28 protein-coding genes are annotated in these 25704 nt (G+C 64.8%); 7 read left to right on the top strand and 21 right to left on the bottom strand.

What is annotated here, in order from left to right:
• Nucleotides 1-10 precede the first annotated feature (10 nt).
• The 13 genes from fliP to HHL26_RS03105 form a co-directional block, all read right to left on the bottom strand.
• Entirely contained in the window at nt 11-790 is a 780-nt protein-coding gene (gene fliP, locus HHL26_RS03165; RefSeq protein WP_066554724.1) for a flagellar type III secretion system pore protein FliP, read from the bottom strand.
• 91 nt (nt 791-881) lie between these two features.
• Nucleotides 882-1148: a flagellar biosynthetic protein FliO gene (locus HHL26_RS03160; protein WP_066554722.1), complete on the bottom strand. Its 267-nt coding sequence runs from the start codon at nt 1146-1148 to the stop codon at nt 882-884.
• Between the two features lie 99 nt (nt 1149-1247).
• Nucleotides 1248-1586, bottom strand: a complete 339-nt coding sequence (gene fliN, locus HHL26_RS03155) for a flagellar motor switch protein FliN (protein ID WP_066554719.1) — start codon at nt 1584-1586, stop codon at nt 1248-1250.
• Nucleotides 1583-2482 carry a FliM/FliN family flagellar motor switch protein gene (locus tag HHL26_RS03150; RefSeq protein ID WP_066554716.1) on the bottom strand — a complete coding sequence of 300 codons (900 nt, stop codon included), beginning with the start codon at nt 2480-2482 and terminating at the stop codon, nt 1583-1585. The genes fliN and HHL26_RS03150 overlap by 4 nt, the downstream gene beginning before the upstream one ends.
• A 51-nt stretch (nt 2483-2533) precedes the next feature.
• The gene (locus HHL26_RS03145) at nt 2534-3199 is read right to left on the bottom strand and encodes a flagellar basal body-associated FliL family protein (protein ID WP_066554713.1); all 666 of its coding nucleotides are present in this window, start codon (nt 3197-3199) and stop codon (nt 2534-2536) included.
• 26 nt (nt 3200-3225) lie between these two features.
• On the bottom strand, nt 3226-5145 hold the full coding sequence (locus tag HHL26_RS03140) for a flagellar hook-length control protein FliK (RefSeq protein WP_066554710.1): 1920 nt from the start codon (nt 5143-5145) through the stop codon (nt 3226-3228).
• The gene (locus HHL26_RS03135) at nt 5138-5563 is read right to left on the bottom strand and encodes a hypothetical protein (RefSeq protein ID WP_066554703.1); all 426 of its coding nucleotides are present in this window, start codon (nt 5561-5563) and stop codon (nt 5138-5140) included. The genes HHL26_RS03140 and HHL26_RS03135 overlap by 8 nt, the downstream gene beginning before the upstream one ends.
• Complete coding sequence (locus tag HHL26_RS03130) at nt 5560-6888, bottom strand: FliI/YscN family ATPase (RefSeq protein WP_066554702.1); 1329 nt, start codon at nt 6886-6888, stop codon at nt 5560-5562. The genes HHL26_RS03135 and HHL26_RS03130 overlap by 4 nt, the downstream gene beginning before the upstream one ends.
• Complete coding sequence (locus HHL26_RS03125) at nt 6885-7517, bottom strand: flagellar biosynthesis protein (RefSeq protein ID WP_066554700.1); 633 nt, start codon at nt 7515-7517, stop codon at nt 6885-6887. Before HHL26_RS03125 ends, HHL26_RS03130 begins: the two co-directional genes overlap by 4 nt.
• Complete coding sequence (gene fliG, locus HHL26_RS03120; RefSeq protein WP_066554698.1) at nt 7504-8517, bottom strand: flagellar motor switch protein FliG; 1014 nt, start codon at nt 8515-8517, stop codon at nt 7504-7506. Before fliG ends, HHL26_RS03125 begins: the two co-directional genes overlap by 14 nt.
• Nucleotides 8510-10279 carry a flagellar basal-body MS-ring/collar protein FliF gene (fliF, locus tag HHL26_RS03115; RefSeq protein WP_066554696.1) on the bottom strand — a complete coding sequence of 590 codons (1770 nt, stop codon included), beginning with the start codon at nt 10277-10279 and terminating at the stop codon, nt 8510-8512. The genes fliG and fliF overlap by 8 nt, the downstream gene beginning before the upstream one ends.
• A gap of 1 nt (nt 10280) precedes the next feature.
• A complete protein-coding gene (gene fliE / locus HHL26_RS03110; protein WP_066554694.1) occupies nt 10281-10640 on the bottom strand; it encodes a flagellar hook-basal body complex protein FliE in 360 nt (119 codons plus the stop codon).
• 13 nt (nt 10641-10653) lie between these two features.
• Nucleotides 10654-11922: a sigma-54 dependent transcriptional regulator gene (locus HHL26_RS03105; RefSeq protein ID WP_087574566.1), complete on the bottom strand. Its 1269-nt coding sequence runs from the start codon at nt 11920-11922 to the stop codon at nt 10654-10656.
• Nucleotides 11923-12261: 339 nt separating this feature from the next.
• Here HHL26_RS03105 and HHL26_RS03100 point away from each other — a divergent pair, with 339 nt between their 5' ends.
• From HHL26_RS03100 to mdoH, 3 genes are all read left to right on the top strand, one after another.
• Nucleotides 12262-13095 (top strand): flagellin, encoded by an 834-nt coding sequence (locus HHL26_RS03100; RefSeq protein WP_066554690.1) that lies wholly within the window; start codon nt 12262-12264, stop codon nt 13093-13095.
• Between the two features lie 235 nt (nt 13096-13330).
• A complete protein-coding gene (locus tag HHL26_RS03095) occupies nt 13331-14830 on the top strand; it encodes a glucan biosynthesis protein (RefSeq protein WP_237229951.1) in 1500 nt (499 codons plus the stop codon).
• A 75-nt stretch (nt 14831-14905) separates the two neighbouring features.
• Entirely contained in the window at nt 14906-16804 is a 1899-nt protein-coding gene (gene mdoH, locus HHL26_RS03090; RefSeq protein WP_066554684.1) for a glucans biosynthesis glucosyltransferase MdoH, read from the top strand.
• On the opposite strand, the gene HHL26_RS03085 is transcribed toward mdoH, so the two are convergent.
• From HHL26_RS03085 to HHL26_RS03050, 8 genes are all read right to left on the bottom strand, one after another.
• The gene (locus HHL26_RS03085) at nt 16805-17542 is read right to left on the bottom strand and encodes a FliA/WhiG family RNA polymerase sigma factor (protein ID WP_066554682.1); all 738 of its coding nucleotides are present in this window, start codon (nt 17540-17542) and stop codon (nt 16805-16807) included.
• A gap of 12 nt (nt 17543-17554) precedes the next feature.
• On the bottom strand, nt 17555-19687 hold the full coding sequence (flhA, locus tag HHL26_RS03080) for a flagellar biosynthesis protein FlhA (protein WP_066554679.1): 2133 nt from the start codon (nt 19685-19687) through the stop codon (nt 17555-17557).
• 9 nt (nt 19688-19696) lie between these two features.
• On the bottom strand, nt 19697-20518 hold the full coding sequence (locus HHL26_RS03075; RefSeq protein ID WP_066554676.1) for a flagellar biosynthesis protein FlgJ: 822 nt from the start codon (nt 20516-20518) through the stop codon (nt 19697-19699).
• 158 nt (nt 20519-20676) lie between these two features.
• Nucleotides 20677-20985: a hypothetical protein gene (locus HHL26_RS03070; RefSeq protein ID WP_066554674.1), complete on the bottom strand. Its 309-nt coding sequence runs from the start codon at nt 20983-20985 to the stop codon at nt 20677-20679.
• A gap of 8 nt (nt 20986-20993) precedes the next feature.
• Nucleotides 20994-21275 (bottom strand): flagellar biosynthesis anti-sigma factor FlgM, encoded by a 282-nt coding sequence (flgM, locus tag HHL26_RS03065; protein WP_066554672.1) that lies wholly within the window; start codon nt 21273-21275, stop codon nt 20994-20996.
• Between the two features lie 46 nt (nt 21276-21321).
• Nucleotides 21322-21870: a flagella basal body P-ring formation protein FlgA gene (locus tag HHL26_RS03060; RefSeq protein ID WP_066554670.1), complete on the bottom strand. Its 549-nt coding sequence runs from the start codon at nt 21868-21870 to the stop codon at nt 21322-21324.
• A gap of 65 nt (nt 21871-21935) precedes the next feature.
• Nucleotides 21936-22421 carry a flagellar motor protein MotB gene (locus HHL26_RS03055; RefSeq protein WP_066554661.1) on the bottom strand — a complete coding sequence of 162 codons (486 nt, stop codon included), beginning with the start codon at nt 22419-22421 and terminating at the stop codon, nt 21936-21938.
• Entirely contained in the window at nt 22418-23086 is a 669-nt protein-coding gene (locus HHL26_RS03050) for a MotA/TolQ/ExbB proton channel family protein (protein ID WP_066554659.1), read from the bottom strand. Before HHL26_RS03050 ends, HHL26_RS03055 begins: the two co-directional genes overlap by 4 nt.
• A 260-nt stretch (nt 23087-23346) precedes the next feature.
• Between HHL26_RS03050 and flgB the strand changes: the two genes are divergently transcribed.
• From flgB to HHL26_RS03030, 4 genes are read left to right on the top strand one after another with little or no spacing between them, the layout of a single operon-like run.
• A complete protein-coding gene (gene flgB / locus HHL26_RS03045; protein WP_066554657.1) occupies nt 23347-23715 on the top strand; it encodes a flagellar basal body rod protein FlgB in 369 nt (122 codons plus the stop codon).
• A complete protein-coding gene (flgC, locus tag HHL26_RS03040) occupies nt 23712-24143 on the top strand; it encodes a flagellar basal body rod protein FlgC (RefSeq protein WP_066554654.1) in 432 nt (143 codons plus the stop codon). The genes flgB and flgC overlap by 4 nt, the downstream gene beginning before the upstream one ends.
• On the top strand, nt 24140-24796 hold the full coding sequence (locus HHL26_RS03035) for a flagellar hook capping FlgD N-terminal domain-containing protein (protein WP_066554647.1): 657 nt from the start codon (nt 24140-24142) through the stop codon (nt 24794-24796). The genes flgC and HHL26_RS03035 overlap by 4 nt, the downstream gene beginning before the upstream one ends.
• Nucleotides 24797-24850: 54 nt before the next feature.
• Entirely contained in the window at nt 24851-25693 is an 843-nt protein-coding gene (locus tag HHL26_RS03030; RefSeq protein ID WP_066554644.1) for a flagellar hook-basal body complex protein, read from the top strand.
• Nucleotides 25694-25704: the final 11 nt, after the last annotated feature.

The following is a 25704-nucleotide window of genomic DNA, read 5'->3' as shown; positions in this document are numbered from 1 at the left end:
CGCCCCACCTCTATGTCGCGAAGGAGCCGGCAAGCGACCCCATGGTGAGCGCCCAGCCATCGACCAGCACGAACAGCAACAGCTTGAACGGCATGGAGATGATGGTGGGGGAAAGCATCATCATGCCGAGCGCCATCAGCGTGGAGGCGACGACAAGGTCGATGATGAGGAAGGGCAGGAAGATCATGAAGCCGATCTGAAACGCGGTCTTGAGTTCCGACGTCACGAAAGCGGGCAACAGGATCGAAAAGGGAATATCAGCGGGCGTGCGGAACGCAGGCGCCTCGGCCAGATTGGCAAACAGCTTGAGGTCGGTTTCGCGGGTCTGCTTGGTCATGAAGCCGTGCAGCACCTTGGCCGATCGGCCTACCGCTTCCTCGATGGGGATCTGGCCCTTGCCATAGGGGTCGAAGGCTTGGGCGTTGATCTGGTCGATGGCGGGGCGCATCACGAAGAGGGAAAGGAACAGCGACAGGCCGACCAGCACCTGATTGGGCGGCGTCTGCTGCAATCCCAGCGCCTGACGCAGCAGCGACAGCACGATGATGATGCGGGTGAAGCTGGTCATCATGAGGATCAGCGACGGCAACACCGTCAGCAGGCTCATGAGGATCAGGATTTGCAGGGAGAGCGAGAGTGAGCGGCCGTCGCCGCCGATCTGCCCCATGGCGCGGGTTAGCGCGCCGCCATTGTCGACGGGCGGCGGGGCTGCGGGCGCGGCTTGGGCGAAGGCGGGGATGGCGATGAACAACGCCGCGAGCAGCAATCCTGCCCACGCCCATTTCGTCATCCCCGCGAAGGCGGGGATCCATCCCCGTACTTCGCATCTGGACGCTACTGTTGGGAGATGGGTTCCCGCCTCCGCGGGAACGACAGCAGAATTAGCGCCCGGCACGATAGGTATCGCCTTCCGCGATCTTCTCGATGCGGCCGCGAGTGACGGAGAGCAGGATCTTCTTGCCCTCGAACTCCACCACGGCGAGCTTGCCGAAAGTCCCCATCGGCAGCGCTTCCAGCAATTTCAATGAGCGGTCATTCTGCCCGACCATCATGCCGGGCTGATATTTGCGCCACAGCCACAATGCGCCAAAGGCCATGCCACCCACCAGCGGCAACAATATCAGCAGCTTGACGAAGTACCAGATCATGGATGGGCTTTCGCGACTATGGTTAATCCGTCATGCGGTCTGCCGATAATGGCGCGCAAGGCAAGCGGTAAAATTCAGCGATATTGCTGTTCCGGGCGATCAACCGCGCCGTTCGATGCCGGCAAGGCGCGTTTCCGTTGCCGCGATCTCCACGATGCGGATGCCGTAACGGCCGTTCACCGTCACCACCTCGCCCTTGGCGATCAGTGCGCCGTTGACCATGATGTCCAACAGATCGTCGGCCTGACGGTCCAGCTCCACCACGCTGCCTTCCGCCAGGTCCATAACCTCGGCCAGACGCAGCGATGTCGATCCAACCTCCACCGACATGCGGACGGGAATGTCCGCCAGCAGGCGGAATTGGCGGTTGTTCACCATGCGGGAAATGCTGTCCTCGCCCACGCTGTCGAGGCGCGGGGCTTCACTCATGTCGCTCATTGTTCGGATCCCCATGAAGGTTGATTGTTGGCCAGCTTTTCGATCTGGAATGCGGCGCGGCCGTCCTGTTCACCGATCGAGCCATGGGCGACGATGCGGTCGCCCACGATGAGCGGCAGGCTGCGGTTGATGGTGACGGGAATAATGTCCCCGGCCTTGAGCTGCATCAGTTCGGCCAGCGAAAGATTGGGGCGCGCCAGCACCGTGCGGGCAGGCAGGCGGATGTCGCGCATGCGCGAAGCGATGCGGGCTTGCCAGACAGGGTCGGCGCGCTCGTCATCGATCGGAATCCTGGCGCCCATCAGCGGCTCGACCCCGCGCAGCGCGGAAAGCGGGAAGATGAGGTCGATCGGCCATTCGGCGTCCCGGCTGATGCTGAGCAGGAAGCGTTGCAGCACCATCTGTTCGCCCGGCTGCGCGGCGGCGGCAAAGCCGATGCCGGTTTCCCGCACGATCAGGCCCGCGTCGAGCGCCAGCATATCACTCCAACATTCGACCAGCCGGGCGATGAAGGCGTCGGAAATGCGGGCGATCAGCCGGTCTTCGGTCGGGGTGAATTCGCCACGCGGCGGCAGCGAACGGTTGCCGATGCCGCCATAGAAACAATCGACCAGCGTCGAGATCATCGCCGCGTCCAGCCGCAGCAACACCTGTCCCTTCAGCGGAGACAGGCGATAGACGCCAATGCTGGAGGAGGCGGGCACGTCCTGGCTCCAGGTTCCGAATTCCAGCGCGCGCGCATCCTGCGCGACGACATGCGGACGGACCCCGGCAATCGGCTCGATCAGGGCACGCAAACGCCGGCCGAGCTTTTCGCCCAGCCGGTCCAGCCCCGACAGCATCAGCGGCGCCTGCGATTCCCCCCGCCCGAAGGCATAGGCTTGAACGTCGGTCATTTCAGTCCCCTGCCGTCCAGGGCGGGGGACTTCCCGCACGTTCAGGCAGCCCTATTGAATAACGAAATTGGTAAAATAAACGTTATCGACGCCGCCATAGCCCGTCTTTTGCTTCAAAATGTCGTTAATGATGGCCTTGATCTTGCCTTGAAGCGCCCTTTTGCCCGCCGGCGTGGAGAGAGCCTCCACCGGCTGTTCGGCCAGCATCATCAAGACCTGGCTGCGAATCGCCGTCTCGTGCGCCTTGATCGCTTCCACCACGCGGATGTCGTAATAGGTCGAAATGGCGATGGAAATCTGCGCGAAGGCGTCCGTATCCGACATGTTGGAGGTGAAGGGCGTCTGCAACTGAAAATAGGTCGCCTGATAGGCCGCCGGGTTCGCCGGGACGGGCAGGTCGATGCCCTTGGCCGGAACATGGACGCCGGACGCGACATGACCGCCGCCGCCACCTTCATGACCGCCGCCTTCGCCGCCACCGCCGCCGCCGCCGGCATAGCCATGGGCCTTGGCGACGTCCTCCGCGCTTTCGCCCGCCAGGACGAGCACGGGCTTGTTCGGGTCTTCCTTCGGCCCTTCTTCCTTCGGGCTGAAGAAACCGGCAGCATACAGGCCGCCAGCGGCCCCCGCGCCGCCCACGACCATGGCGATGACGATGAGCAGGATCATCTTCATGCCCCCGCCCTTTTTCTTCTTCGGCTTCGCATCGTCACTCATGGAAAGTTCCCCGTAAATCCCGCATCTCAGGCATAACGCGCACGCACGGCGTCATTACCCGCCCGGCGCGTCTCGTCATGGTTAAGAACGGCAGGATCGCCGGTATTTTTAGGGGCAAAATTGCCATTTTCCTGAGCGCGCCAACGGCCCTGACCTTGGGCTTGGCCCTGCGACTGCGCCATGCTCTGGCTGTTGTTCGCCCAGGCATTGGCGGTTTGGGACGATTGCTGCTGCGATCCTTGCTGGTTCGCGCTGTCCGGCCGCGCGGTTTCCCCGATATGCGGGGTTCGCTCGATTTTCACTTCGGTGATGCGCACCGCCGACAGGCTGGCGTCAAGACGCAGCCGGTCGCTGTCCTGGCGCAGCGCCATTTCGGCGGCCTCGCTGGCGACCGTCAGGCTGACCGCCGCGCCATCGCTGCCCTGGCGGATATCGACCTGCACCGGGCCAAGCTGGTCGGCATTGATCTGGAAGCGGCCCTGCGCCCCATTGGCGGACAGCCCGGCAATATCGCGGGCGAGACCATCGATCCACTGGCCGGAAACACCCATGTCGACGACCTGCGCGCCAAGGCTAGCCGACAGGTCCACTACCGGCGGCGTGGCGACGGTCGGCTGGACTGAGGGAGCAGTGCCAGGCTGGGCGAGCGGGGCTTGAGGCGCCGCGTCGGTCGGAACCGGTTGGGCGGTGTTGGCAGGTGCAGGCTCGGCCGGAATGGCGGCGCGGCCGGTTTTGGCGCGGACCGCGAGCGGTTCCCCTGCCCGGACCGGCGTGCCTGGCTGGCGGGCGGCGACCTGATCGCGGACCAGTTGCAGCAAGGCAAGAGCTTCGGATTTCACCTGACGGCTCTCGACTGCGGGCGTTGCCGGGACGGGCAGTTCAACCGGAACGGGCGCACTATCGGTGGTCGATGTTGCGACAGTCGTTTTCGGGCGGTCGGCAGGCGCCGATATTGCCGGGGCGGGAATGGCCGACTGCGCATTGCTCTCCACCACGCGCGGCTTTTCGGCCGTCGCCTGAGCGGGGACGGGCTGCTCGGCGGCTTGGGGCTGCATCTGCGCCTCCGCCGGCAGAGTCTTGCCGCTATCCAGCTTCACCGCTGCCGTCTCCGGCAGTGGCGCGGATGTGGCCACAGTTGCAGATGTCGGCAGCGGCTGCGCCGGAACGCTTTGCAGCGTCGGCGTTTGCACGACGGCGACAACGGGCGGCGGAAGCGGCGCGGCTTCGCCCTGCTCTTTCGGCTTGTCCTTGTCGCCCTGATCGGCCTTCACCGGCTCATCCGACTGTTCCGTTGCAGGCGCTTCGGGCAAAGCCTCGGCTTTTTCCAGCTTGGCTTCCTTGACGGGGCGAGCCGCCTTGGACTGCGCATGAGGCTTGATGTCGGGCAGTTCCGGCGCGTCGACTTCGCTATCCTCTACAGCCACGGGCACTGGCACCAGTATGGGCGCTGGCGTTTCCGCCGCGACCTCTTCGACAGGCTCGCCATCAACAACAGGCGCCGGAACCGCATCCGCAGACTCAGCGGGCGCTTCGATTTTCTTGGCAAGGCCGGGCGGAAGCGGCAGCGTCTCCTTGCGATGGCTCTGCACGGCCTTCAGGGCGTTCGCCAAACCGAAGGGCAAGGGAGTGGCGGTTTCGACCCCCCCTTTTTCAGCCTTGGCGCTATCGACCTTGGCCGGTGCGATACCTGCTCCTTCCATCTCCACGCCTTCGACTGCAACGGCATTAGCCGTGACGGTCGGGGCAGCCACTTGCGGGAGGCTAGGCATCTCCGCCGCCTGCTTACCCTCGGGCGCGGCTTCCATTGTGCCGTTCAGCAGCTTGGCGAAATCCACCGCGCCCTCCACCGGCATGGCAAGCACGCCCGCGCCATCGGCGGGCATCTGCGTCGAGGCCGACGAAAAAAGCAGAGCCTTGAGGCTGGTCAACATGTTCACGTCAGACATCTCCTGTCCTCTGCATCCGGCGATAGCGCGGCAGGGCCGCGAGTTTATTCTCCCGCCATTCCTCCAGGTCCGCGCGGGCGCGATCCTTGAGCTTCACGGCGATTTCGCGATCCCGATTGGCCGCCAGGCTAAGGCCTTCCTTGACCTCCACCTTGCGGCGCGCATCGTAGAGCGCACCGTCCAACTGACGCCCCGCCTGTTCCAGACGGCCCGCCAGTTCCTGCATCGCTGCAAAATTCGCGCCAGTTGCGATGCCCTGCCCGGTAAAAAGATCATCGCGCACCGTCCGCAGGCGATCGACATTGCGGGCGATGCCTTCCGCCTCGTCGCGGGCGCGCGCGGTTTCGGCCACGGCCATGGCATGCTGCACATGGCGGACGCGCAGCACGCGCTGGCGGCGGGCGACTTCTCCCTTCACGCGCCGAACTCCGCGATAAGGGCGTTGGCGCTGGTGTCGAGGTCGATGAAGCTCTTCTGATCCTGGCGGATGAAGTCGAGGATGTCCTGGCGGCGTTGCACCGCTTCGTCGATCACCGGATCATTGCCGGGGCGATAGGCGCCCATCAGGATAAGGTCGCGATTTTCCTCATAGGCGGCCCAGAGGCGGCGATAGGAAGCGGCGGCTAGCCGATGCTCGTCCGGCACCACATCGGCCATGACGCGGGACAGCGACTTGCCGACATCGATGGCGGGGAAGATCGACTGCTCGGAAAGGTGGCGCGACAGCACGAAATGGCCGTCGACAATGGCGCGGGCGGCATCGACGATCGGATCGTCCGTATCGTCGCCATCGGCCAACACGGTATAAAGCGCGGTGATCGAGCCCCCGGTCCGGCTATCGACGCCAGCGCGTTCCACCAGCCGGGGGATCAGCGCCAGAGCGGAAGGCGGATAGCCCTTCATCGCAGGCGGCTCGCCCAGCGCCAGCCCGATCTCGCGCTGGGCATGGGCGCAGCGGGTCAGGCTGTCGATCAGCAGCAGCACCTTCTTGCCGCGGGCGCGGAAATATTCGGCAATGGCAGTGGCGCGGGCGGCGGCGCGCAGACGCAGCACCGGCGGATGATCGGCGGGGACGGCAACGACGATGCTCTTGTGCATCGCGCCCTTGAGCTTGGTTTCGAGGAAATCGCTGACCTCCCGGCCGCGTTCCCCGATCAGGCCCGCGACGACGATGTCAGCTTCGGCGCCCTGGATCATCTGGCCCATCAGGACCGACTTGCCGACGCCCGAACCCGCGATGATCGCGATGCGCTGTCCCCTCCCGGCGGTCAGCAGCGCATTGACGGCGCGGACGCCCAGATCGAACGGCTCGGTGACGCGGCCCCGGTCGAGCACATTGCCCTTGACGCCGTTGAGCGGCCACGAACCGCCCGCGATGATCGGCCCCTTGCGGTCCAGCGGCTGGCCCATCGCGTCGATCACGCGGCCGATGAGGCCTTCGCCCACCTGCACCATGGTCGCCTGGCTGTCCGGCTCGACCCGCGCCCCATTTTCCAGCGGCGCGTCGCTGTCGAGCGGCACCAACAGGGTCTTGTCGCCGCGAAAGCCCACGACTTCGGCTCGGCAGATCGACCCGTCCGATGCAATCACCCGCGCGCCCGCGCCGATGGGGCGACGGAAACCGGTGACTTCCAGCATGCCTGCATCATGGCTGACCAGCCGGCCGACATGGCGCGGCTGGCGGTTCTGCACCTGCATATGGTCGAACAGCGTCTCCGCCTGGGCGAGCGCGGCATTGATCATGCCTTACCCTCCATATCGTCAAGCAACGCACGCAGGCGCGACAGGCGTATGTCGGGGCCGTCCTCGACCCAGCCGTCAGCGGTTTCCAGCCGGACGCAGCCGCGTTGCATGCCGTGGTCCGCGACCAGCTTCACGCCGATATTCTCGCCGTCCAGCAGTTCGATATCGTCCGGATGCAGGTGCAGCGCGCCCTTCTCGTCATTATCCTCGATGAAGGCGGCGACGCTGTCGCAACGCTGGAGCAAGCGTTCGATGTCGATCTCGACCTCGCCCACAATCTGTTCGACCAGCCGCACCACGGTGGCGGACAGCATGGTCGACAACATGCCGCTGGGCGCGGGAGCCAACAATTCCAGCGCTTCGGCAAGGCGCTTGCGCGCCTCGGCGTCGGCCGCATTGGCTTCCGCCGTCACGCGGCTGCCTTCGTCAAAGCCCATGGCGAAGGCTTCGATCCGGGCCTGTTCCAGCACTTCCTCTTCGCTTTGCGGCACGCTGTCATGCACCGGCTGGCCGGGCGCGGCATGCACCGGCGCGAACAGGCTGCGGAAGCCGCCGCTCGTCACCTGTCCCATGCCGCCCAGCGGAATGCTGGCGACCTCTGCATTGGCCCAAAGCTTAGACAAAATCATTCCCCTTGCCGCCCAGCATGATGGTGCCCGCATCGGCCATGCGGCGCGCGGTTCCGATGATGAGTTTCTGCGCGTCGATCACTTCGGCCAGGCGGATCGGCCCGCGTTCCTCGATCTCGTCGGATATGGCCTGCGCGGCGCGGGCCGACATGGACCCGAAAATCTTCGCCTTGAGCATGTCGTTCGCGCCCTTCAGCGCCACGACCAGCACGGCGCTGTCGACGGTGCGCATCAGCGTGCCCATATTCTTGTCGTCCATGTCGATGAGGTTGTCGAAGACGAACATTTCCTCCTCGATCGTCTGGGCGACCATCTTGTCCCGCTTGGCCAGCGCCTTGATGATGCGCTGCTCATTATCCTTGCGGACATTGTTCATGATCGCCGCCGCCTCGACCGTGCCGCCGCGCTGGGAGGCGCCGCCCTGCTTCTTCGACATGTTGCCGCGCAGCAGAAGCTGTTCGAGGTCGTCCAGCGCTTCGTTCGACACCGGGCCGAGCGTGGCGATGCGATAGACGATCTCTTCCTGATATTCGGTCGGCAGCAATTGCAGCACGTCGGCCGCGATCGGCGCCTCCAGATGGGCGAGCACGATCGCCATGATCTGCGGATGCTCCACCTCGATCAGCACGGCGATTTCCTTGGCGTCCATCCATTTCAGCATTTCAAGCTGGGTGGAGCGGGTCGGCGGGGTGATCCGGGCCAGCATATTCTCGGCCCGCTCCTCGCCCAGCGCCTTGGTCATCGCGCCGCGGATATGGCGGGTCGCGCCATAGCCGATGGTGGTGCGCTTCTTCGCCTTGGTGACGAAATGGTCGAGCGCTTCGTTGACTTCCTCAACCTGCACATCCGCGACATCGTACATCGCATAGCCGAGTTGGCGGACTTCATCAGGCTCCAGGCGCGAGAGGATCTGCGCGGCTTCATCCTCGTCGAACAGCATCAGCAGGACGGCGGCGGCAGCGCTACCCTTGAGCGCCGTGGCTTCGGCGGCTTCAGGCATTTTCCTTCTTCCCTTCCTTCAGAAGGTCGCGGACGACCAGGGCGGCGCGGTCGGGATCCTGCTTCACGAAATTGCGGATCAGGTCGGCGCGCTGGGCGTAGTCATAAGTCGACGAGATCATGTCGAGCGTGATGGGCGTCGAACCATCGGGGTTCACCGTCACCTGGCGCGTGATCTCGGTCGAGATTTCGCGGCCGATCTTCTTCCCCTCCGCGGCGACCTGTTCAGCAACGGCGGCCTGGGCGGCGGCGCGGCGCTTGAGCAGCGGGCGGCCGATGCCGAAGATCACCAGCAGCGCGACCAGCAGCGCCGAAACATTGCGCACCAGCGGCGACACCCATTCGGCCTCATACCAGGGCGCCTGAACCACCTCTTCCTTGGCGAAGCTGCGCGAGGACAAAGCCACGACGTCGCCCCGCGCCTGATCGAAGCCGACCGCGCCCTTCACCAGCGCTTCGAGGGCGGCGATCTCCTGCGCGCTGCGCGGCTTGCCGTCCGGGCCGTTGTCGAGCGCGACGGCGACCGACAGGCGCTTGACCGTGCCGATGGCGTCCTTGGTCACGGAGACTTCGCGGCCGAGTTCGAAGCTGCGGTTGAAGGTCTCTTCCGTCTTCATCAGCGGATTGGGCGGCGTGCCGGGTTGGGCGGCGGTTTGCGCGCTAGTGGTGCCCTGATTTGTCGAGCCTTGGGCTACGGCCTGGCCATTGGGATTGGTCTGGGTCACGGTCGGGTTGACCGGAGCCTGATTGCTGAGCGCGCCCGGAATGCCGCTCGCCTCGCTACCGGCTCCGTTTCCTTGCCCGCGCGGGTCGGACTGCCAACTGCCGGTTTCGTTGCGCAGACGCGCTTCGTCCTGCGGATAGGTTTCGCGGGTCGCCTGGCGTTCCGCGAAGTTGAGTTCGGTATGCACCTCGGTCGAGAATTTGCCAGCGCCCAAAATCGGGGTCAGCAGTGCGATCACCGACTGGCGATAGCGATCCTCCATCCGGGTCTGGATGGCGAGCTGACGATCGTCGGCGGCGTTGCTGTCATTGTTGCTGATCAGGCGGCCATTCTGGTCGACGACCGAAATATCCTCCGGATTGAGTTCCGGGATCGAGGAAGCGACCAGATGCACGATGGCGCTGACCTGCGCGTCGGTGAGCTGGCGGCCCTGCGCCAGACGCAGCATCACAGAAGCTGAGGGCTTGGCCCGTTCGCGCAGGAACACGCTCGGCGGCTCGACCGCGAGGTGGACCTTGGCGCTCTCGACGCTGTCGATCGCTTCGATCGTGCGGGCGAGGTCCATTTCGCGGGCCGAACGGAGCTTCTCGCCCTCGACGGCGCGGCTGGCCCCCATGGGCAGGCTGTCGATCATGCTGTTGCCGTCGGGCGCGCTCTTGGGCAGGCCTTGGGCGGCGAGCATCATCTTCGCCTTGAAATAATCATCCTCTCCGACAGTCATGCTGCCCGAATTGTCGAAGTCGTAGCGGATGCCATTCTGGTCCAGCACCTGCGCGACCGCCGACTTGTCGGCATCGGGCAAAGCGCGGAACAGGTCGCGCTGCGGCGGTTCGCGCAGCGCCAGCCAGGCGGCGCCAGCCATGGCGACGACGCCCAGCAGGCCCAGCAGCGGCAGGCTTTTCGCCACGGCCGGTTGCCTGACGAAGCCGGTGAAGCGCGCCTTCAGCGCATCCATGCCTTTGGCGCCGCCAAAGGCGGGGCTGGTGGCGGGGAGAGCGGCAGCGCCGCCAACATTGGTGGTGAGTGCGTTCTCGCTCATATTACACCGGCATGCTCATGATGTCCTTGTAAGCGGACAACAATTTGTTGCGGACCTGAAGGGTGGCTTCGAAGCTCACCGACGCCTGCTGCTTGGCCAGCATGACCCCGGCGATATCCGTCGTTTCCCCCCGTTCGAACGAGGCGGCTGCTTCACCCGCCTGATTTTGCAGGCCGTTGACCTGGCTTAGCGCCGATTTCAGCGCGTCGGTAAACCCGCCCGGCGCGGTGGCGCCGTTGGTGCCGACGGCGGAAGGGCCGTTGGTGTTGCCGGTCTGCGCGACATCGCGCAGCGCGGCGTTCTTCTGGAGGATGGCGTTGCGGATCGCCATCACGCTGTCGGTCGGAGAAATGCCGGACATGCCCTATCTCCCCTTAAGCAGCCAGCTCGCGCATCTCGGCAAGCCGATAGCGCAAGGTGCGTTCGGAAATGCCGAGCTTGCGCGCGGCGGCGGCACGGTGACCGTCGGTTTCGCGCAGCGCGGCGCGGACAGCCTCCAGCTTCGAATGATGGGCCACGTCGCGCAGGCGGATCGGATCGGCGGGCGCCAGAACCTGCTCCACGAGGCGAAGCTGCGGCGCGCCGGTGATGTGCAGATCGTCGGCGGAAATGCGGTCGCCATCCCGCAGGACAACGGCGCGCTGCAGCACATTGCCCAGCTCACGGGCATTGCCCGGCCAGACATGGGCGGTCAGCTTTTCCAGAGCGGCGGCGGTCGGCCACACAAAGGCAGCCTTCGCCATATCCTGATGCCGCAGCAGCATGGCGGCGGCGATGGCGGTCACGTCGCCCGGACGCTCGGCCAGCGGGCGCAGCTCCAGCGGCATGACGTTGAGGCGCCAGTAAAGATCTTCGCGGAAGCGCCCGGCGGCGACTTCGGCGGCAAGGTTGCGGTTGCAGGCCGCGATGATGCGGACATTGACCGGCACCGGGTGAGTCGCGCCGACGGGCAGCACTTCGCCTTCCTGAAGGGCGCGCAGCAGCTTGGCCTGAAGCGCCAGCGGCAGTTCCGCGATTTCGTCGAGGAACAAGGTGCCGCCGTCCGCCGCCAGGAACAGGCCTTCCGAAGCATTGGCCGCGCCGGTGAAGCTGCCCTTCTTATGACCGAAGAGCATCGCCTCCATCATGGTTTCGGGGAGCGCCGCGCAGTTGACGGCGATGAAGTCATGGGTGGTGCGGCCCGACTGGGCGTGGAGGAAGCGCGCCATGCCTTCCTTGCCGGTGCCGGTGTCGCCCTGGATCAGCACGGTGGCGTCGCTGCGCGCCACGCGGCCGGCCAGCGTCATCAGGCGCGCGCTGGCATTGTCGCCCACCGCCGGGAGAGCCGCCGGACGGGCCAGTTCCGCGATCAACGCGAAGGCAAAGCCCATATCTTCCAGACCGAAAGCCACGCGGGCAGGCAGGCCGCTGGCGGCGGGCACCAGCGAAGGCGCTCCGTCCACCAGGTTGATCAATATGTCGCGATGGGTCGCATGGCCGATCTCGGTCGCCAGCAGGACGCGCCGATTATCCCGTTCAGCGCCCTCGCGCTCACGCGGACTTTGCGCGTCCACGATCCGCACGGAATAGAACGCATTTTCCAGCCAGTGCTGCAGGCCCGGAACGAGCGCGCAGACTCCTCGGCTCACGTCCAACGATGACATGAACTTTTGTCCCCATGATTTGGTAGGATTGTGCCCCCGCACGCCCCTGACCCCTTCGATGGTTTGAAACTGCCGGACTGTGGTTAGCATATGGTTAATGCGGCAAACCCCTTGCCGCATAACGGCAATTTTTTTCCGCCTTGCCGGAACTTTTCCCCCGCTTCTGTATATAGGGGCGCCCATAAGGGTCCATTTAGCCCCGGTTTTCCGGGCTTTCCTGAAAAATATCAGAAAAAACGCGCAACGGCCTAAAAGCTCTTTCGCCCCTGCCGTTATCCCCTTTCGAGGCCGCAAGCAGCCTGATGGCAGCGACCTGATAGTGAACGGAAAGGGATTATCATGACTGTTATCGGAACCAACTCCTCGGCGCTGCGCGCCACCAATGCTTCGGCCATGGCCAACAAGGCTCTCAGCACCGCGATGGAACGCCTGTCGACCGGCAAGCGCATCAACAGCGCGAAGGACGACGCCGCCGGCCTGGCCATCGCATCGACCATGACCTCGCAGATCCGCGGCATGACCCAGGGCATCCGCAACGCCAATGACGGCATCTCGCTCGCCCAGACGGCGGAAGGCGCGCTGGGCGAAGTCAGCAACATGCTGCAGCGTATGCGTGAACTGACGGTTCAGGGTCTGAACGGCACCAACGACACGAAGTCGCAGGGCAACATCAAGAATGAAATCGACCAGCTCGGCAAGCAGATCGACTCGGTCCTGAGCAAGACCCAGTTCAACGGCAAGGACCTGTTCTCCGCGTCCGCCCCGGCCACGATCGACATCCAGGCCGGCGCCAGCGGCACCGACACCGTTTCCCTCACCCTGGGTCAGCTCGACCTGTCTGCCGTCGCCACCTCGGCCGGCGGCGCATTGAGCGGCACCGTGGCCGCCCCCGCTTTCGCAGCCGGCGATCTCGCCGCCTATGACACGGCACTGGCAACGGTGGCGACCAAGCGCGCCGATCTCGGCGCCGCGCAGAACCGCCTCGAATCGACGGTCAACAATCTGACGGCGAACGTCACCAACCTGACTGACGCCCGCAGCCGCATCGAAGACGCCGACTTCTCGGCCGAAACGACCGCGCTCGCCAAGCAGCAGATCCTGAGCCAGGCTTCGACCGCAATGCTGGCCCAGGCCAACCAGAGCCAGCAGGGCGTGCTGAAGCTGATCAGCTAAGGCCTGACAAGAGATTGACCGGCTGGGGTCTTGGTCACCTCAGCCAGTCATGCCGCCCCCGGCACATTATCAGTCCCCACCGTGCCGGGGGCAAAGACTTCGATGAAACGACCAGCTTAACGAAGCCTCCGTCCCCCCGGGCGGAGGCTTCATCGTATTTGTCGATCGGCCATTTTCCAGTCAATGCGGGATCGAAACACTTGCATTGGCAGTTGTCGCACCCATGATGATCGCCATGACCAAGATTTCTTCGACCGGGATGGGGCGGCGCGCCATGATCGCCGCCTCCGGCGCGGCGCTGCTGCTTCCCCGCGCCCTTTTCGCTCAACCCCGCGGCGGCGCTTTTTCCTGGGACATGGTGATCGGCCGGGCGCAGCGGCTGACGCGCGCGCCCTTTGCCGTGACGCCCTTTTTCCCTGGCGCGGACAAGATCGGCTATGACGCCTTTAACCAGGCGCGCTTCCGCGATGAACGGACGATCTGGAACGACCTGGGCGGCGACACCGGCCTTCGCCTTTTCCCTCTGAGCAGCACGGTGCAGCAGCCGGTTGAGATCGCGCTGGTCGAAAGAGGGCGGGCAACGCCGCTCCGCTACGATCCCGACATGTTCGACGCCCCGCCCGGCAATGCGGTGCGCAATCTTGGCCCCGATGCCGGCTTTTCGGGTTTCCGCATCATGAACGCGGCGCGGGACGGCGACTGGCTGTCCTTCCTGGGCGCCACCTATTTCCGGGCGCCCGCCGAAAAGCAGTTCGGCCTGTCGGCCCGCGCCGTCGCGATCAACACCAGCATTTCGGGCAAGGAAGAATTTCCCCGTTTCACTCATTTCTGGCTGGAACGGACCGGGCGGAGCAGCGTCACCGTCTATGCGCTGATGGACAGCGCCTCGCTGACCGGCGCCTTCCGCTTCGCCAACGAGTTGACGCCGCAGGGCGTGCGGCAGGATGTCGATGCCGTGCTGTTCGCGCGCAAGCCCATAGCCGAACTGGGACTGATGCCGATGACCAGCATGTTCTGGTACGATCAGGCCGACCGCGCCAAGCGCACCGACTGGCGCCCGGAAATCCATGACAGCGACATGCTGTCCATCGCCAGCGCCGACGGCACCGCCCATTGCCGCCCGTTGGTCAATCCCTCCGCGCCACGCGTCGATGTCTTTGCCGAGCGCAATCCCAAGGGGTTTGGCCTGCTCCAGCGCGACCGCGATTTCGACCATTATCAGGATGACGGCGTCTTTTACGAACGGCGCCCGTCGCTCTGGGCGACCAGCCGCAAGCCGCTGGGCGCCGGGCAGGTGCGACTCTACGCCTTCCCGACCGACAGCGAATATACCGACAATGTCGCGGCCTATTGGACGCCCGCCGCCTCCATCCGCGCAGGCAGCCGGATCGAGGCGAGCTACCGGCTCGACTGGTCAGCGGCGCGAACGCCCGGTTCGAGCGGCCTTGCCACGGTCGAGAATATCTGGACCGGGCAATCGGGCGAGACCGGGGTCGAACGCTTTCTTGTCGACTTTGCCGGGGTTCCGGCCCAGACTCGCCCGGACATATGGGTCGACCTGGCAGGAGGAACGCTGGTCAAAAAGGCGGGTTATCCCGTGCTGCATCAAAAGGACATGTTCCGGATGGTCCTGGATATTCGTCGGGACCGGGGCAAGTCGACCGATATTCGCGCCCAACTTCGCACTGGCAATCGCCCGTTCAGCGAATATGTGCATTACCCGCTCGGCGCCTGACGGCAGGGCTTGTTGTGGAACCCGGCGGGTTTGGGCCGGTTTGCATAAGGCGGTGAACCGGAAAATGGGTCGGACATGAAAGCAACAGGCGGCAGGCACACGGATAAGACCATGGGATCGGCGCCTGTACGGGCGTTCGAGCATCTTCCCGTGGAACGACCGCTGGCCATGCCCGCGCAGGATTTTTCCGCGACTCCACGCGACCTGCCGCATCGCTCCTTCAACATCGATCTCTGGGCGCGACGGACATTGGTCGTGCTGCTGGCGCTGCTGCCCGCATCCATGGCGGCGCATGAGATGCGGCGGTCGATTGGCCTCGATGGCATTTCGGCGTGGGAGGGGGTTTATCTGGCCCTGTTCATCCCTCTTTTCGCCTGGATCGCCTTCGGCTTCGCGACCAGCCTGATCGGCTTTCTGCTGCTGACCATGGGCAAAGGGCAAGGCGTGCGGCCCTATCGCACGCGTACCGCTCCACCTCTGCGCGGGCAGACAGCCGTGCTGCTGCCCGTCTGCAACGAGGATTTTCAGGGCGTACTGGGCCGCCTGTCGATCATGGAGCGCTCGCTGGCGCAGGTGATGGGCGGCGAGCGCTTCGAATTCTTCATCCTCAGCGATTCCAACCCCGAAAATGGCGAGATCGAACGCGCCGCCTATATGAAAATGCGCAAGGGCTTCTCCCGCCCGGTCCACTACCGCCGCCGCGCTCTTAATATCGGCCGCAAGCCCGGCAATATCGCGGAATGGGTGGAACGCTTCGGCGGCGCTTACGACTATATGATCGTGCTGGACGCCGACAGCGTGATGAGCGGCCAGACCATGGCGCGTTTGGCATCCGATATGGAGCGGCATCCGCATGTCGGCCTGATCCAGACCGTGCCGTCGATCGTCGGGGCCACGACCTTCTTCGCCCGCTGGCAGCAATTTGCCAGCCGCCTCTTCGGGCCGATCTCGGCCGCCGGCATGATCTGGTGGGCAGGGTCGGAAGGCATGTTCTGGGGCCACAACGCGATCCTGCGGACCAAGGCTTTCGCACAAAGCTGCGGCCTGCCCGAACTACCGGGCCGCGCGCCCTTTGGCGGGCATATCATGAGCCATGACATGGTCGAGGCTGCGCTGCTGCGCCGCCGTGGCTGGGACGTGCATATCGTCATGGCCGACGACAGTTTCGAGGAATTTCCGCCCTCCCTGCCCGATCTCGCCACCCGCGACCGGCGCTGGTGCCAGGGCAATATCCAGCATGTTCCCCTGCTCACGAAGATCAGGGGCATGCATCCGGTCAGCAAGTTCCAGCTTTTCGTCGGCGCTTCGGCCTATTGCACCTCCCCCCTTTGGCTAGCGCTGATGCTGGTGGTGCTGGGCGGCGCGGCGGCGGGCGTGTGGCCGCCGAGCGCGATCCTGCCCTCGGGCAGTCTGCTGGCGCTGACCGCCGTGCTGCTGTTCGGGCCGAAGCTGCTGGCGCTGCTCTGGGCGCTGGCCGATCCGGCGCGGCGCATCGGCTTTGGCGGCGGCGTCAGGATGGTGCGCGGGGTGATCGCGGACATCGCCCTGTCGATCCTGATGGCGCCGGTCAGCATGCTGACCCAGACCATCAACCTGTTCGGCATCCTGATGGGCCGCAAGAGCAGTTGGAACGGCCAGACCCGCGACCGTGACGGCATGGCGATACTGCCCGCCATCTGGCTGTTCAAATGGCATATCCTGCTGGGCGCGGGGCTGACGCTGCTGGCGGTCAAATCCGGCACCTCGCTCGGCTGGATCATGCCGGTGGCGGCGGGACTGGTGCTGGCGCCGTTTTTCGCGGCCTTCACGGCGCGCAAGGATCTGGGCGGCCATGTCGCGAAAAGCGGGCTGTTCCAGGTAGCGGAGCCCTGGTGGCGGATGCAGAATTACCAGAAGACGCGCTATCGGCAGTTGCAGCTCGATAATGCAAAGCCGCCGTTCGATGGATTGTCGAACCCGGCGAACGATAGTTGATCAGTCCCAGTCCCGCAGCTTCTCGCGCAGCTTGTCGAGCGCCGCCTTCTTGATCTGGCAGACACGCGCCGCGCCGATATCCAGCGTCGCGCCGATTTCCTCCAGATTGAGTTCCTCGACGAAATAAAGCTGAAGCACCAGCGCCTCGCGCTGCGGCAATTCCCCGATGCATTTGGCGAGAGCGCCTTTGAGCGCCTCCCGCTCCATCACATCGTCGGCGCGATCCTCGACATCCGCGAACCACATGGACTGGTCGGAATAGACCTCATCCATGCTGCTATGCTGCACCATCTCGCAACTGTCGGCCACTTCGCGATAGGCGGCGGCATCCAGCCCCATCTCCGCGGACATTTCCGCTTCCAGCGGCGCACGGCCCAGCTTCTGTTCCAGCCGGCCGCGTATGCCCGCCAACTGCTTGCGCTGGGCCATGGCGGAGCGCGTCATCGTCGCATGGCGGCGCAGATGGTCGATCATCGCCCCGCGCACGCGCAACTGCGCGTAGGAGGCGAAACCCAGGCCCCGATCCTCAAAACCATTGGCCGCCTCGACCAGCGCGACCATGCCGATCTGGAGCAAGTCCTCAATCTCTATGGCGCTGGATACGCGGCCATGGACGTGCCAGGCGGTCTTGCGCACGAGCGGCATATAGCGGCGCGCGAGCTGTTCGGGAGAATTGGCATTGCCGGTGCGGCCATAGGTGTTGGCATCGGAACCGGCGACGACCCTGTTCATATACATTGGTCAGGCTCCTCAGGCGACGCGCTCTCGGGCGGCGGACTCTCTGGGCAAAGGATCATGGCGTGGCGCAGGCCGCTGCTCGCCGCCGACCACGGCGACGACCTCCACGCCCTTGCCATCGGGGATTTCCAGGAAGGACAGCACGGGCGTCTCCGGCAGATGCGGCTTGAACAGGCGAGCCAGCGCGCGGCGTGCGAGCGGCGAGGTGACGATGGCGAAGTTGCGCGCCTGTCCCAGCAACGGGCGGGCGGCCTGCACCACCGCCTCGATGATGCGGTTGGCGAGCGCGGGCTCGATCGGGTGACGCGCATCGCCCGCGACGCGCATCGCCTGCGCCAGCAGCGCTTCCAGATCGCCGTCCAGCGTGATGACCGGCAGCGGCATCTTCACCGGCACCAGCCCCTGGATGATGAGCGAGCCGATGCGCTGACGCACCGCTTCGACAAGCTGGTCGAGGTTCATATCCGGGCGGGCCGCATCGACCATCGCCTCGCAAATGCGGCGGAAGTCCTTGAGCGCGATCCCTTCGGCCAGCAGAGCGCGGCAAAGCGCGGAAATCTGCGTCAGGTTCAGCAGCCCCGGCGTGAGGCCATCGACCAGTTGCGGCGCGGCTTCCTTGAGGTTGTCGAGCAGCTTGCGCGCTTCGTCCAGGCCGAACATCTCGCTGGCGTTCATCGCGATGAGCTGGTTGAGATGGGTGGCGACCACCGTCGGCGGATCGACCACGGTATAGCCCGCGACCACGGCCTCGCTGCGCTTGGCAGGCGAAATCCAGACAGCGTCGAGGCCGAAGGTCGGGTCTTTGGCCTCGCGGCCGGACACTGTGCTCTCCAGCGCGCCACTGTCGAGCGCCAGCAGATCGTCGGGGAAGATCTCGTCCTCGCCCACGACGACGCCGGCGATGGTGATGCGATACTGGTTCGGCTCCAGCGCCAGATTGTCCTTCACGCGGACCATCGGCACGACGAAGCCCAGTTCCTTCGAAAGCTGGCGACGAATGCCGGTGATGCGGGCCATCAGCGGCGCGCCCTTGCGCTCGTCGACCAGGCCGATCAGGCCATAGCCGATCTCCAGCCCCAGCACCGCGCCATCGGACACGTCGTTCCATTCGATCAGCGCGGGGTTCGGCGGCGGGGCAACCGGTTCAGGTTCGGCCGCCTTGCGCTGACCGGCCTTGCGGAGCTGCCAGGCGATGCCCCCCGCGATCGCGGCGGCGGACAGGATGATCATGTGCGGCATGCCCGGCAAAATGCCGAGGAAAGTCAGGATCGCCGCCACCGGAATCCAGGCCTTGCCCGAACCGAACTGGCTGGTGATCTGGCCGCCCAGATCCTGTTCGCTGCCGACGCGGGTGACGATGGCCGCCGCCGCGATGGAGAGCAGCAGCGCCGGAACCTGCGCGACCAGCGCGTCACCGATGGCAAGAACGATATAGGTTTGCGCGGCCTCTCCGATCGACAGGCCATGACTGACCACGCCCAATATGATGCCGCCGACGATGTTGATGGCCAGGATCAGGATGCCCGCAACCGCATCGCCCTTCACGAACTTGCTGGCACCGTCCATGGAACCGTAGAAATCCGCCTCGGTCGCGACTTCGCGGCGGCGGACCTTGGCTTCTTCCGGCGTCAGCAGGCCGGCGTTCAAATCGGCGTCGATCGCCATCTGCTTGCCGGGCAAGGCATCCAGGGTGAAACGCGCAGACACTTCCGACACGCGGCCCGCGCCCTTGGTGATGACGACCAGGTTGATGATCATCAGGATGGCGAAGACGAAGATGCCGACGACATAATCGCCGCCGATCAGGAAATGCCCGAACGCCTCGATGACATGGCCCGCCGCGTCCGACCCTTCATGCCCCTGCACCAGCACCACGCGGGTCGAGGCGACGTTCAGCGCCAGCCGCAGCAGCGTCGCGAACAGCAGCACCGTTGGAAAGCTGGAGAAATCCAGCGGCTTGGCGGCGTTCAGCGCGACCATCAGCACGGCCAGGCTGATCATGATGTTGGTGATGAACCCGACGTCCAGCATGAACGCAGGCACCGGCACCATCATGAACAGCACGACCATCAGCGTCGCAAAGGGCAACACCGCTCCCTTGGCGGCGCTCGTCCAGATCTTCGCTTTGACTTGGGCAGGAGTCATCTTTGGCCGTTACCTTCCGAGGGTGGCGAGCATGAGATAGGCGAGGCGCGCGGTCTGCGGTTCCGGCCGGACGGTGACGTCGGCGGCGGTCGCAAGGCGCTGGGTTTCGATCCGCACATAATCGGCGGGCTGGACCGTCTTCGCGCCGGAGGGCAGCGCGTTGTCGGCATATTGAATATCGCCGGTGCCGATCGAATCGAAACCCTTCTGGAGCTTCGAGGCAAAGCGATCACGGATTTCGGCAAAGCTGCGGGCATTGCCCTGGCGGTCGTAGAAGATCGAGCGGTTGGCCCGCGCCGCCGCCGGGAACATCGACGCTGCCGTCGCGTCGGGCGCGCGGTCGTTCATCGCCAGGAATTTGCTCGCCCCGCCAACGCCCAGGAAATGGGCCATGTAGAGATCGACCGGCTCAGCCTCGCGGCCCAGCCGCTGTTCCAGAGTGGCCTTGTTGTCGGCCGCATGTTCGGCCGCCATGACGGAGGCGGTTTCCGGATGCTTGCGCAGGTCGAGGATCTGCTGACGCAAATCGGGGTCGGACACATAATAATGGCCATTGCTGCCCCGGCTGATCGCGTCGGCGGCCCAGCCCAGGCCATATTCGCTGCCATGCTGGTCGATGACCGCCAGCCAGCTTTGATCGACGAACTGGTACAGCCCTGTCGCGGACGAAGTCGTGGCGCGGGCGGTGGGGTTCAGGCTGCTTTCGATCTTCGCCTGCCCCAGCAGATAGGCGAAGTCCACGCCTGTCCTGCGGCTGGCCATGGCGATCGCGTTGGTCACGCGATTGCCCGCCGAAGCGCCTGTTGCGGTGATGTCTGCGAAAGCCGACACTGGTTGCTCAAATCCCCATTGGTATCGAGGGTCAATAGAGCAAGTGACGTGCCAAGATTTGGTTAACGCGCGGTCATAATTTGCTTTTCGCGTTCGGTTCGACGCAAAAAAGGCGCCCGTGGGCGCCTTGCGGAAACAAGCAGAAAATGGCGGTTTTTTTAGCGGCCGTATACCAGCGGCGCGGTTTCCGCGCCCTGAGCGGCGAGAATGGTCAACCGCTGATTCGCATGATCGGCGAGCAGGTTGGTGCGAACCCGCGCCGATTCGATCAGGGGCTGCAAAGCCTTCAGCCGTTCCCGCACCACCTCATCGGAACGCCACACGCCAATGGCGCGGACGGTGGAGGCGGCTGCGGCAATCCGGCGGGTCGCCGCTTCGATCGCCGCAACGTCCGTGCCGTCCAGCACCGACCGCAGCTCTTCGAAAGCCGCGTTCAACGCATCCAGCGCTGCAAGACCGAGCGGCATGGGACGGTTCAGTCCGCGACCGGCAGGTCGAGGGCGATCATGCGATCAGCGATCGCCGCCGGATCGACCGGATAATTGCCCGACGCGATCGCAGCCTTGATGGCGGCCACCCGATCCATGTCGACCGGCGCGCCTTCCGCCGCCATGCGGGCAGCAGGACTGGCGGAACTGGCCGTCGAAGATGCGCTGACAGCCGAACCGGCCGCCGAAGCACGCGTCGTCTTGCCGCCTTCCTTCAGGCGGGTCGCCTCCAGGGCGGCGCTGATATTCTGGCCGACAGACTTGATCATCGTTTCAATCCTTCATTCGTCCCGCACAGCCTATATACGGCCGGGTTCAAAAATTATTAAATCCCGGAACACGAACTATTCCCATTTCCACGACCTGCGCCAGAATCGGCGCGGCTTTCTTGTCCTCGCGCACGCGGATCGTCTGACCCACCGCGCCGTCCTCGTCCGCGACCATCATGCGCGAGACGCTGAAACTCGCATTGCCCGCCATCAGTTGGACAGGATCGCCCTTCTTCACGACGGCCTCCTTGGGGATGGCCCGCGCGGCAGGCGCGTAGCGCGCAACCGGCCCGGAAGACGCCGCCGCCGCACCCGCGCCCAAAGGCACGCGGATGCGCCAGCCCAAGGCGTCGCATTTGACGATCGCCGCACCGAAGACCGGGCCTTCGACGCCGGGCGTCGTGGGGCAGGCGGCCAGCCGCAACCGCCGGTCCACCGGCGCGATGGGGCCGCCCGGCTCGCCTATATTGGCGCCCACGGTCATCGCAACCAAGCTGTCGATACGATCCAGATTCTCGAACTTCTGCTGCGCCAGCGCAGGATCGGACGCCGATATGGACAGCGCCAGAAGGAGGATCTTGGGGAAATTCGTCACGGTTTCTCTCCGATGAAGCGGACAGCATCAACCATTGAGAAAAGCAAATATCGTGCCAAGCTGCATTACCTGCCCGGCATGACCCGGATGACCTGCCCCTTGCCCGAAGCACCGTCGAGCTGGTCCAACCCGCGAATGACCAGCCGGTCCCGGCCGACGCCATGGCCTTTCAAGCCCCGCGCCACGGCCCCCAGCCGCGCCGCCGCCAAATCCCACGAATCGAAGCGCTGCCGCCCTGGATCGGTCCCCTGGCTGCTGATCTCCAGCCGAGTCCGGCCCGAAGCGAAACGTCCCGCCAAGGCCGCCAGACGCGCCTCTCCCGCTGGCGTGAGCAGCGCCTCGCCCGGCAGGAACAGTTCGGCCGCCCGCATTTCCGTCGCCTTGGCAAGCGCTCGTCCACCAAATTGCTGACGCACCTGCGCCAGCATCGCGTCCCGGCGCTGCCCGCTGGCCTGCAACATTACGAAAAAGCCGAGCAGCAGCAGCAGCAGATCGGCAAAGCTGAGCGCCCAGCGGCTGCGCCGGGCGCCGGAGGATGTCAGGATGCTCATGCGACCTCACGGATCGAGGCGCGGCGCAGCGGCACATTTTCCCGGCGCGCAATCGCCGCCATGCGGTCCGCCACTTCCTTCTGCCAGGCCAGTTCACGTTCCGACAGGTCAGCCAGCCGCGCAGCGATGGGCGCGGCCATGATATTGGCGATCACGACGCCATAGAAAGTGGTGAGCAGGGCCAGCGCCATGGACGGCCCCAGCCTGGCGGGATCGTCCATCCCCGCGAACATGCCGACCAACCCGATGATCGTCCCCGCCATGCCCAAAGCGGGCGCGGCATCGGCAATCGAAAGCCAGACGTTGCGGGCGCTTGCATGCCGCTGCGCACGGTCGGCCAGGGTCTGCGCCGCCCACAGTTCGAACTGATCGGTCTTCTCGCAATTGGCGAGCTTGCGCGCAGCCTGGGTCAGGAAAGGATTGGCAGTCTTCACCCGGTCCGTGCAGGCCAGGCCACGCAGTTGCGCCACCTGATCGATCTTGAGCAGCGCCGCCCGCGCGGCGTCGCGATCCTTGGCCGGATCGGCGCTCAGCAAAGGCGCCAACGCCGCGAAGGCGCGGCCCAGCGCCCGCCCGCCATTCTGGAACAGCGCAACGATCCCGATGCCGGCCATCATCGCCAGCAAGGTCAGGGGATCGAACAAATGCGCCAAGATACCGATCATATCACCGTCCCCAACTCATCCTCCGGTCAGGCGGCAAAGCCCTGCCACCGACCGGCAAATTTCTGCCGCCCTTGCCGCCATGCCCATGCGAACCCCCGGATTTCCGCCATTTCTGCCTTGCCGATGCGTCACCCACGCAAATTGGCACGGCTTTTGCGAATATCAGGCTGGATCAGCCGCAGTTCACGCCATCAGGCCTTAGAACGGCGGAGGATCGGCAAGTTTTAGGCCTTCAGGGTCGAAAAAACGGAAAGACGAAAATGTCGCTGGAAGACGGATTGTTCGGGATACATGGAAAGGCGCTGGCGCTTCGCTCGCAGCGGCTCTCCCTGCTCGCGTCCAACATCGCGAACGCCTCGACGCCCGGTTACAAGGCGCGCGACATCGATTTCGAGTCCGCGCTGAAGGAAGCCACCACGCAGCAGAGCAAGTCGGCCGCCGACGTGTCGCAAGCTGTCGATGACTCGATGGGCTATCGCGTGCCGCTGCAATCCAGCCTTGACGGCAACACCGTCGAACTCAGCACCGAACAGACGCTGTTTGCGGAAAACGCCGTCAAATATCGCACGACCCTCTCCTTCCTTGAGGGCCGCATCAACACCATCACGCGCGCCTTGAAGGGAGAATGAGCATGAGCGGTTACGGATCTTCGGGTTCTGGCCCCTTGAACGTCTTCGACATCGCCGGCCGCGCCATGAGCGCGCAGCTCGTGCGCCTGAACGCGACCGCATCCAACATGGCCAATGCCGGCAATGTCACCGGCAGCGCAGCGGAGGCCTATCGCGCGATCAAGCCGGTGTTCCAGTCGGTCACCGACAGCCCCGGCGTCTCGACCGTCAAGGTCCAGAATGTCGTCACAACCAATGCGCAGCCCACCAAGCGCCACGATCCCAACCATCCGCTGGCCGATAAGAATGGCGATGTCTGGGAAGCGGCCGTGGATAGCAGCGCGGAGCTGGTCGACATGATCGAGACCGCCCGCATGTACCAGAACAATGTGCAGGTGCTCAACACCGCCAAATCCCTGATGCTCGAAACCATAAGGATCGGCAAATGACGACCACCACCGCAACCGACAGCGCGGGGCTTTCGGTCTATAACCCCTATGCCAATGTCGGCACCGGCAAGTCGGAAATGGGCCAGGCGGATTTCCTGCGCCTGCTGACCGCGCAGATGCAGACGCAGGATCCGTTCGAACCAATGGATAACGCCCAGATGGTCTCGCAGATGGCGACCATCACCAATAGCAGCGGCATCGCGGAAATGAATCAGACGTTGAAAGGCCTGGCGTCCGAACTGAGCGGCACCCGGCTGGGCGATGCGGCGAGCTGGATCGGCAAGTCGATGCTGGTCCAGAGCAATATCGCCGCGCCCGACGCCGCCGGCCAATATATGGGCCAGCTGAGCTTTGCCGACGCCACCAGCGGCGCGAGCGTCGATCTGGTCGACGGCAACGGCAACGTCCTCAAGACCATCGACCTTGGCAATCAGCCTGCGGGCAACGTCAATTTCTTTTGGGACGGCAAGGATGACGCAGGCAACACCGTCGCCACCGATGCGCTGAAGATCAAGGTCAACGGCGCCACGCCCAGCCGCGTCGCGAGCTGGACTACCATCGCCGCCGTCCAGTCACCCGCCGACGGCAGTTCGTCCAAGCTCATTACCCCATTGGGCACCTACAGCCCGTCCGACGCCATTTCCCTCGCCTAACTTCACTCGAATCCTTTTCAACCCCAAGATCCTTTTCACCCAAGGAGCAACGCCATGTCCTTCTACATCTCGCTTTCCGGTCTCAAGGCGGCCCAGTCCGACCTCTCGACCATCTCCAACAATGTCGCCAACGTGAATTCGACCGCGTTCAAGAAGAGCAAGGCCGTGTTCGGTGACATCTTCTCGTCCGCGCCGATGCAGACCACGACGCAGGTGTCGGGCCAGGGCGTCCGCGTGCAGGGCGTGAACCAGCAATTCACCCAGGGCACAATCGAAACCACCGACAAGACGCTGGACCTCGCCATCACCGGCGAAGGCTTCTTCACGGTCAAGCGCACCGCCGACAATCAGGTCAGCTATACCCGCAACGGCGCCTTCTCGGTCGATGAGAGCCGCTATGCCGTCGACACCACCGGCGCCCGGCTCCAGGTGATCCCGCTCGATCCGGTCACCGGCGTTTCGACGGTGACGGGCACGGTGACCACCGCGTCGCTCACCGACCTCAAGGTTCCGACCAACTGGCCCGACGGCGGCACCGGCAACCAGCTTTCCAGCGTCGGCGTGTCGGAAGAAGGCAAGATCACCGGCGTCTATGCGGACGGCACCACCGTCTATCTGGGCGCAACCGCCATGGCCGCGTTCAACAGTCAGGAAGGCCTGCGCCAGCAGGGCGACGCGCACTGGACCGCCACCAACGCCAGCGGCACGCCAATGCTCGGCATGGGCAATAGCGGGCTTTATGGTTCCGTCCGCTCGGGCGCGCTGGAACGCTCCAACGTCGATATCACGGAAGAGCTGGTCAGCCTGATCTCGGCCCAGCGCAACTTCCAGGCGAACTCGAAGGCGATCGAAGCGGCCAACACGCTGTCGACCACCATCGTGAACATGCGCACCTAAACTCCTTCGTC

The sequence above is a fragment of the Sphingobium sp. TB-6 genome (genome assembly GCF_012927365.1).
Lineage (GTDB): Bacteria > Pseudomonadota > Alphaproteobacteria > Sphingomonadales > Sphingomonadaceae > Sphingobium.
The sequence above is the reverse complement of the archived record's forward strand: the minus strand, read 5'-3'. Positions and strand labels throughout refer to the sequence as shown.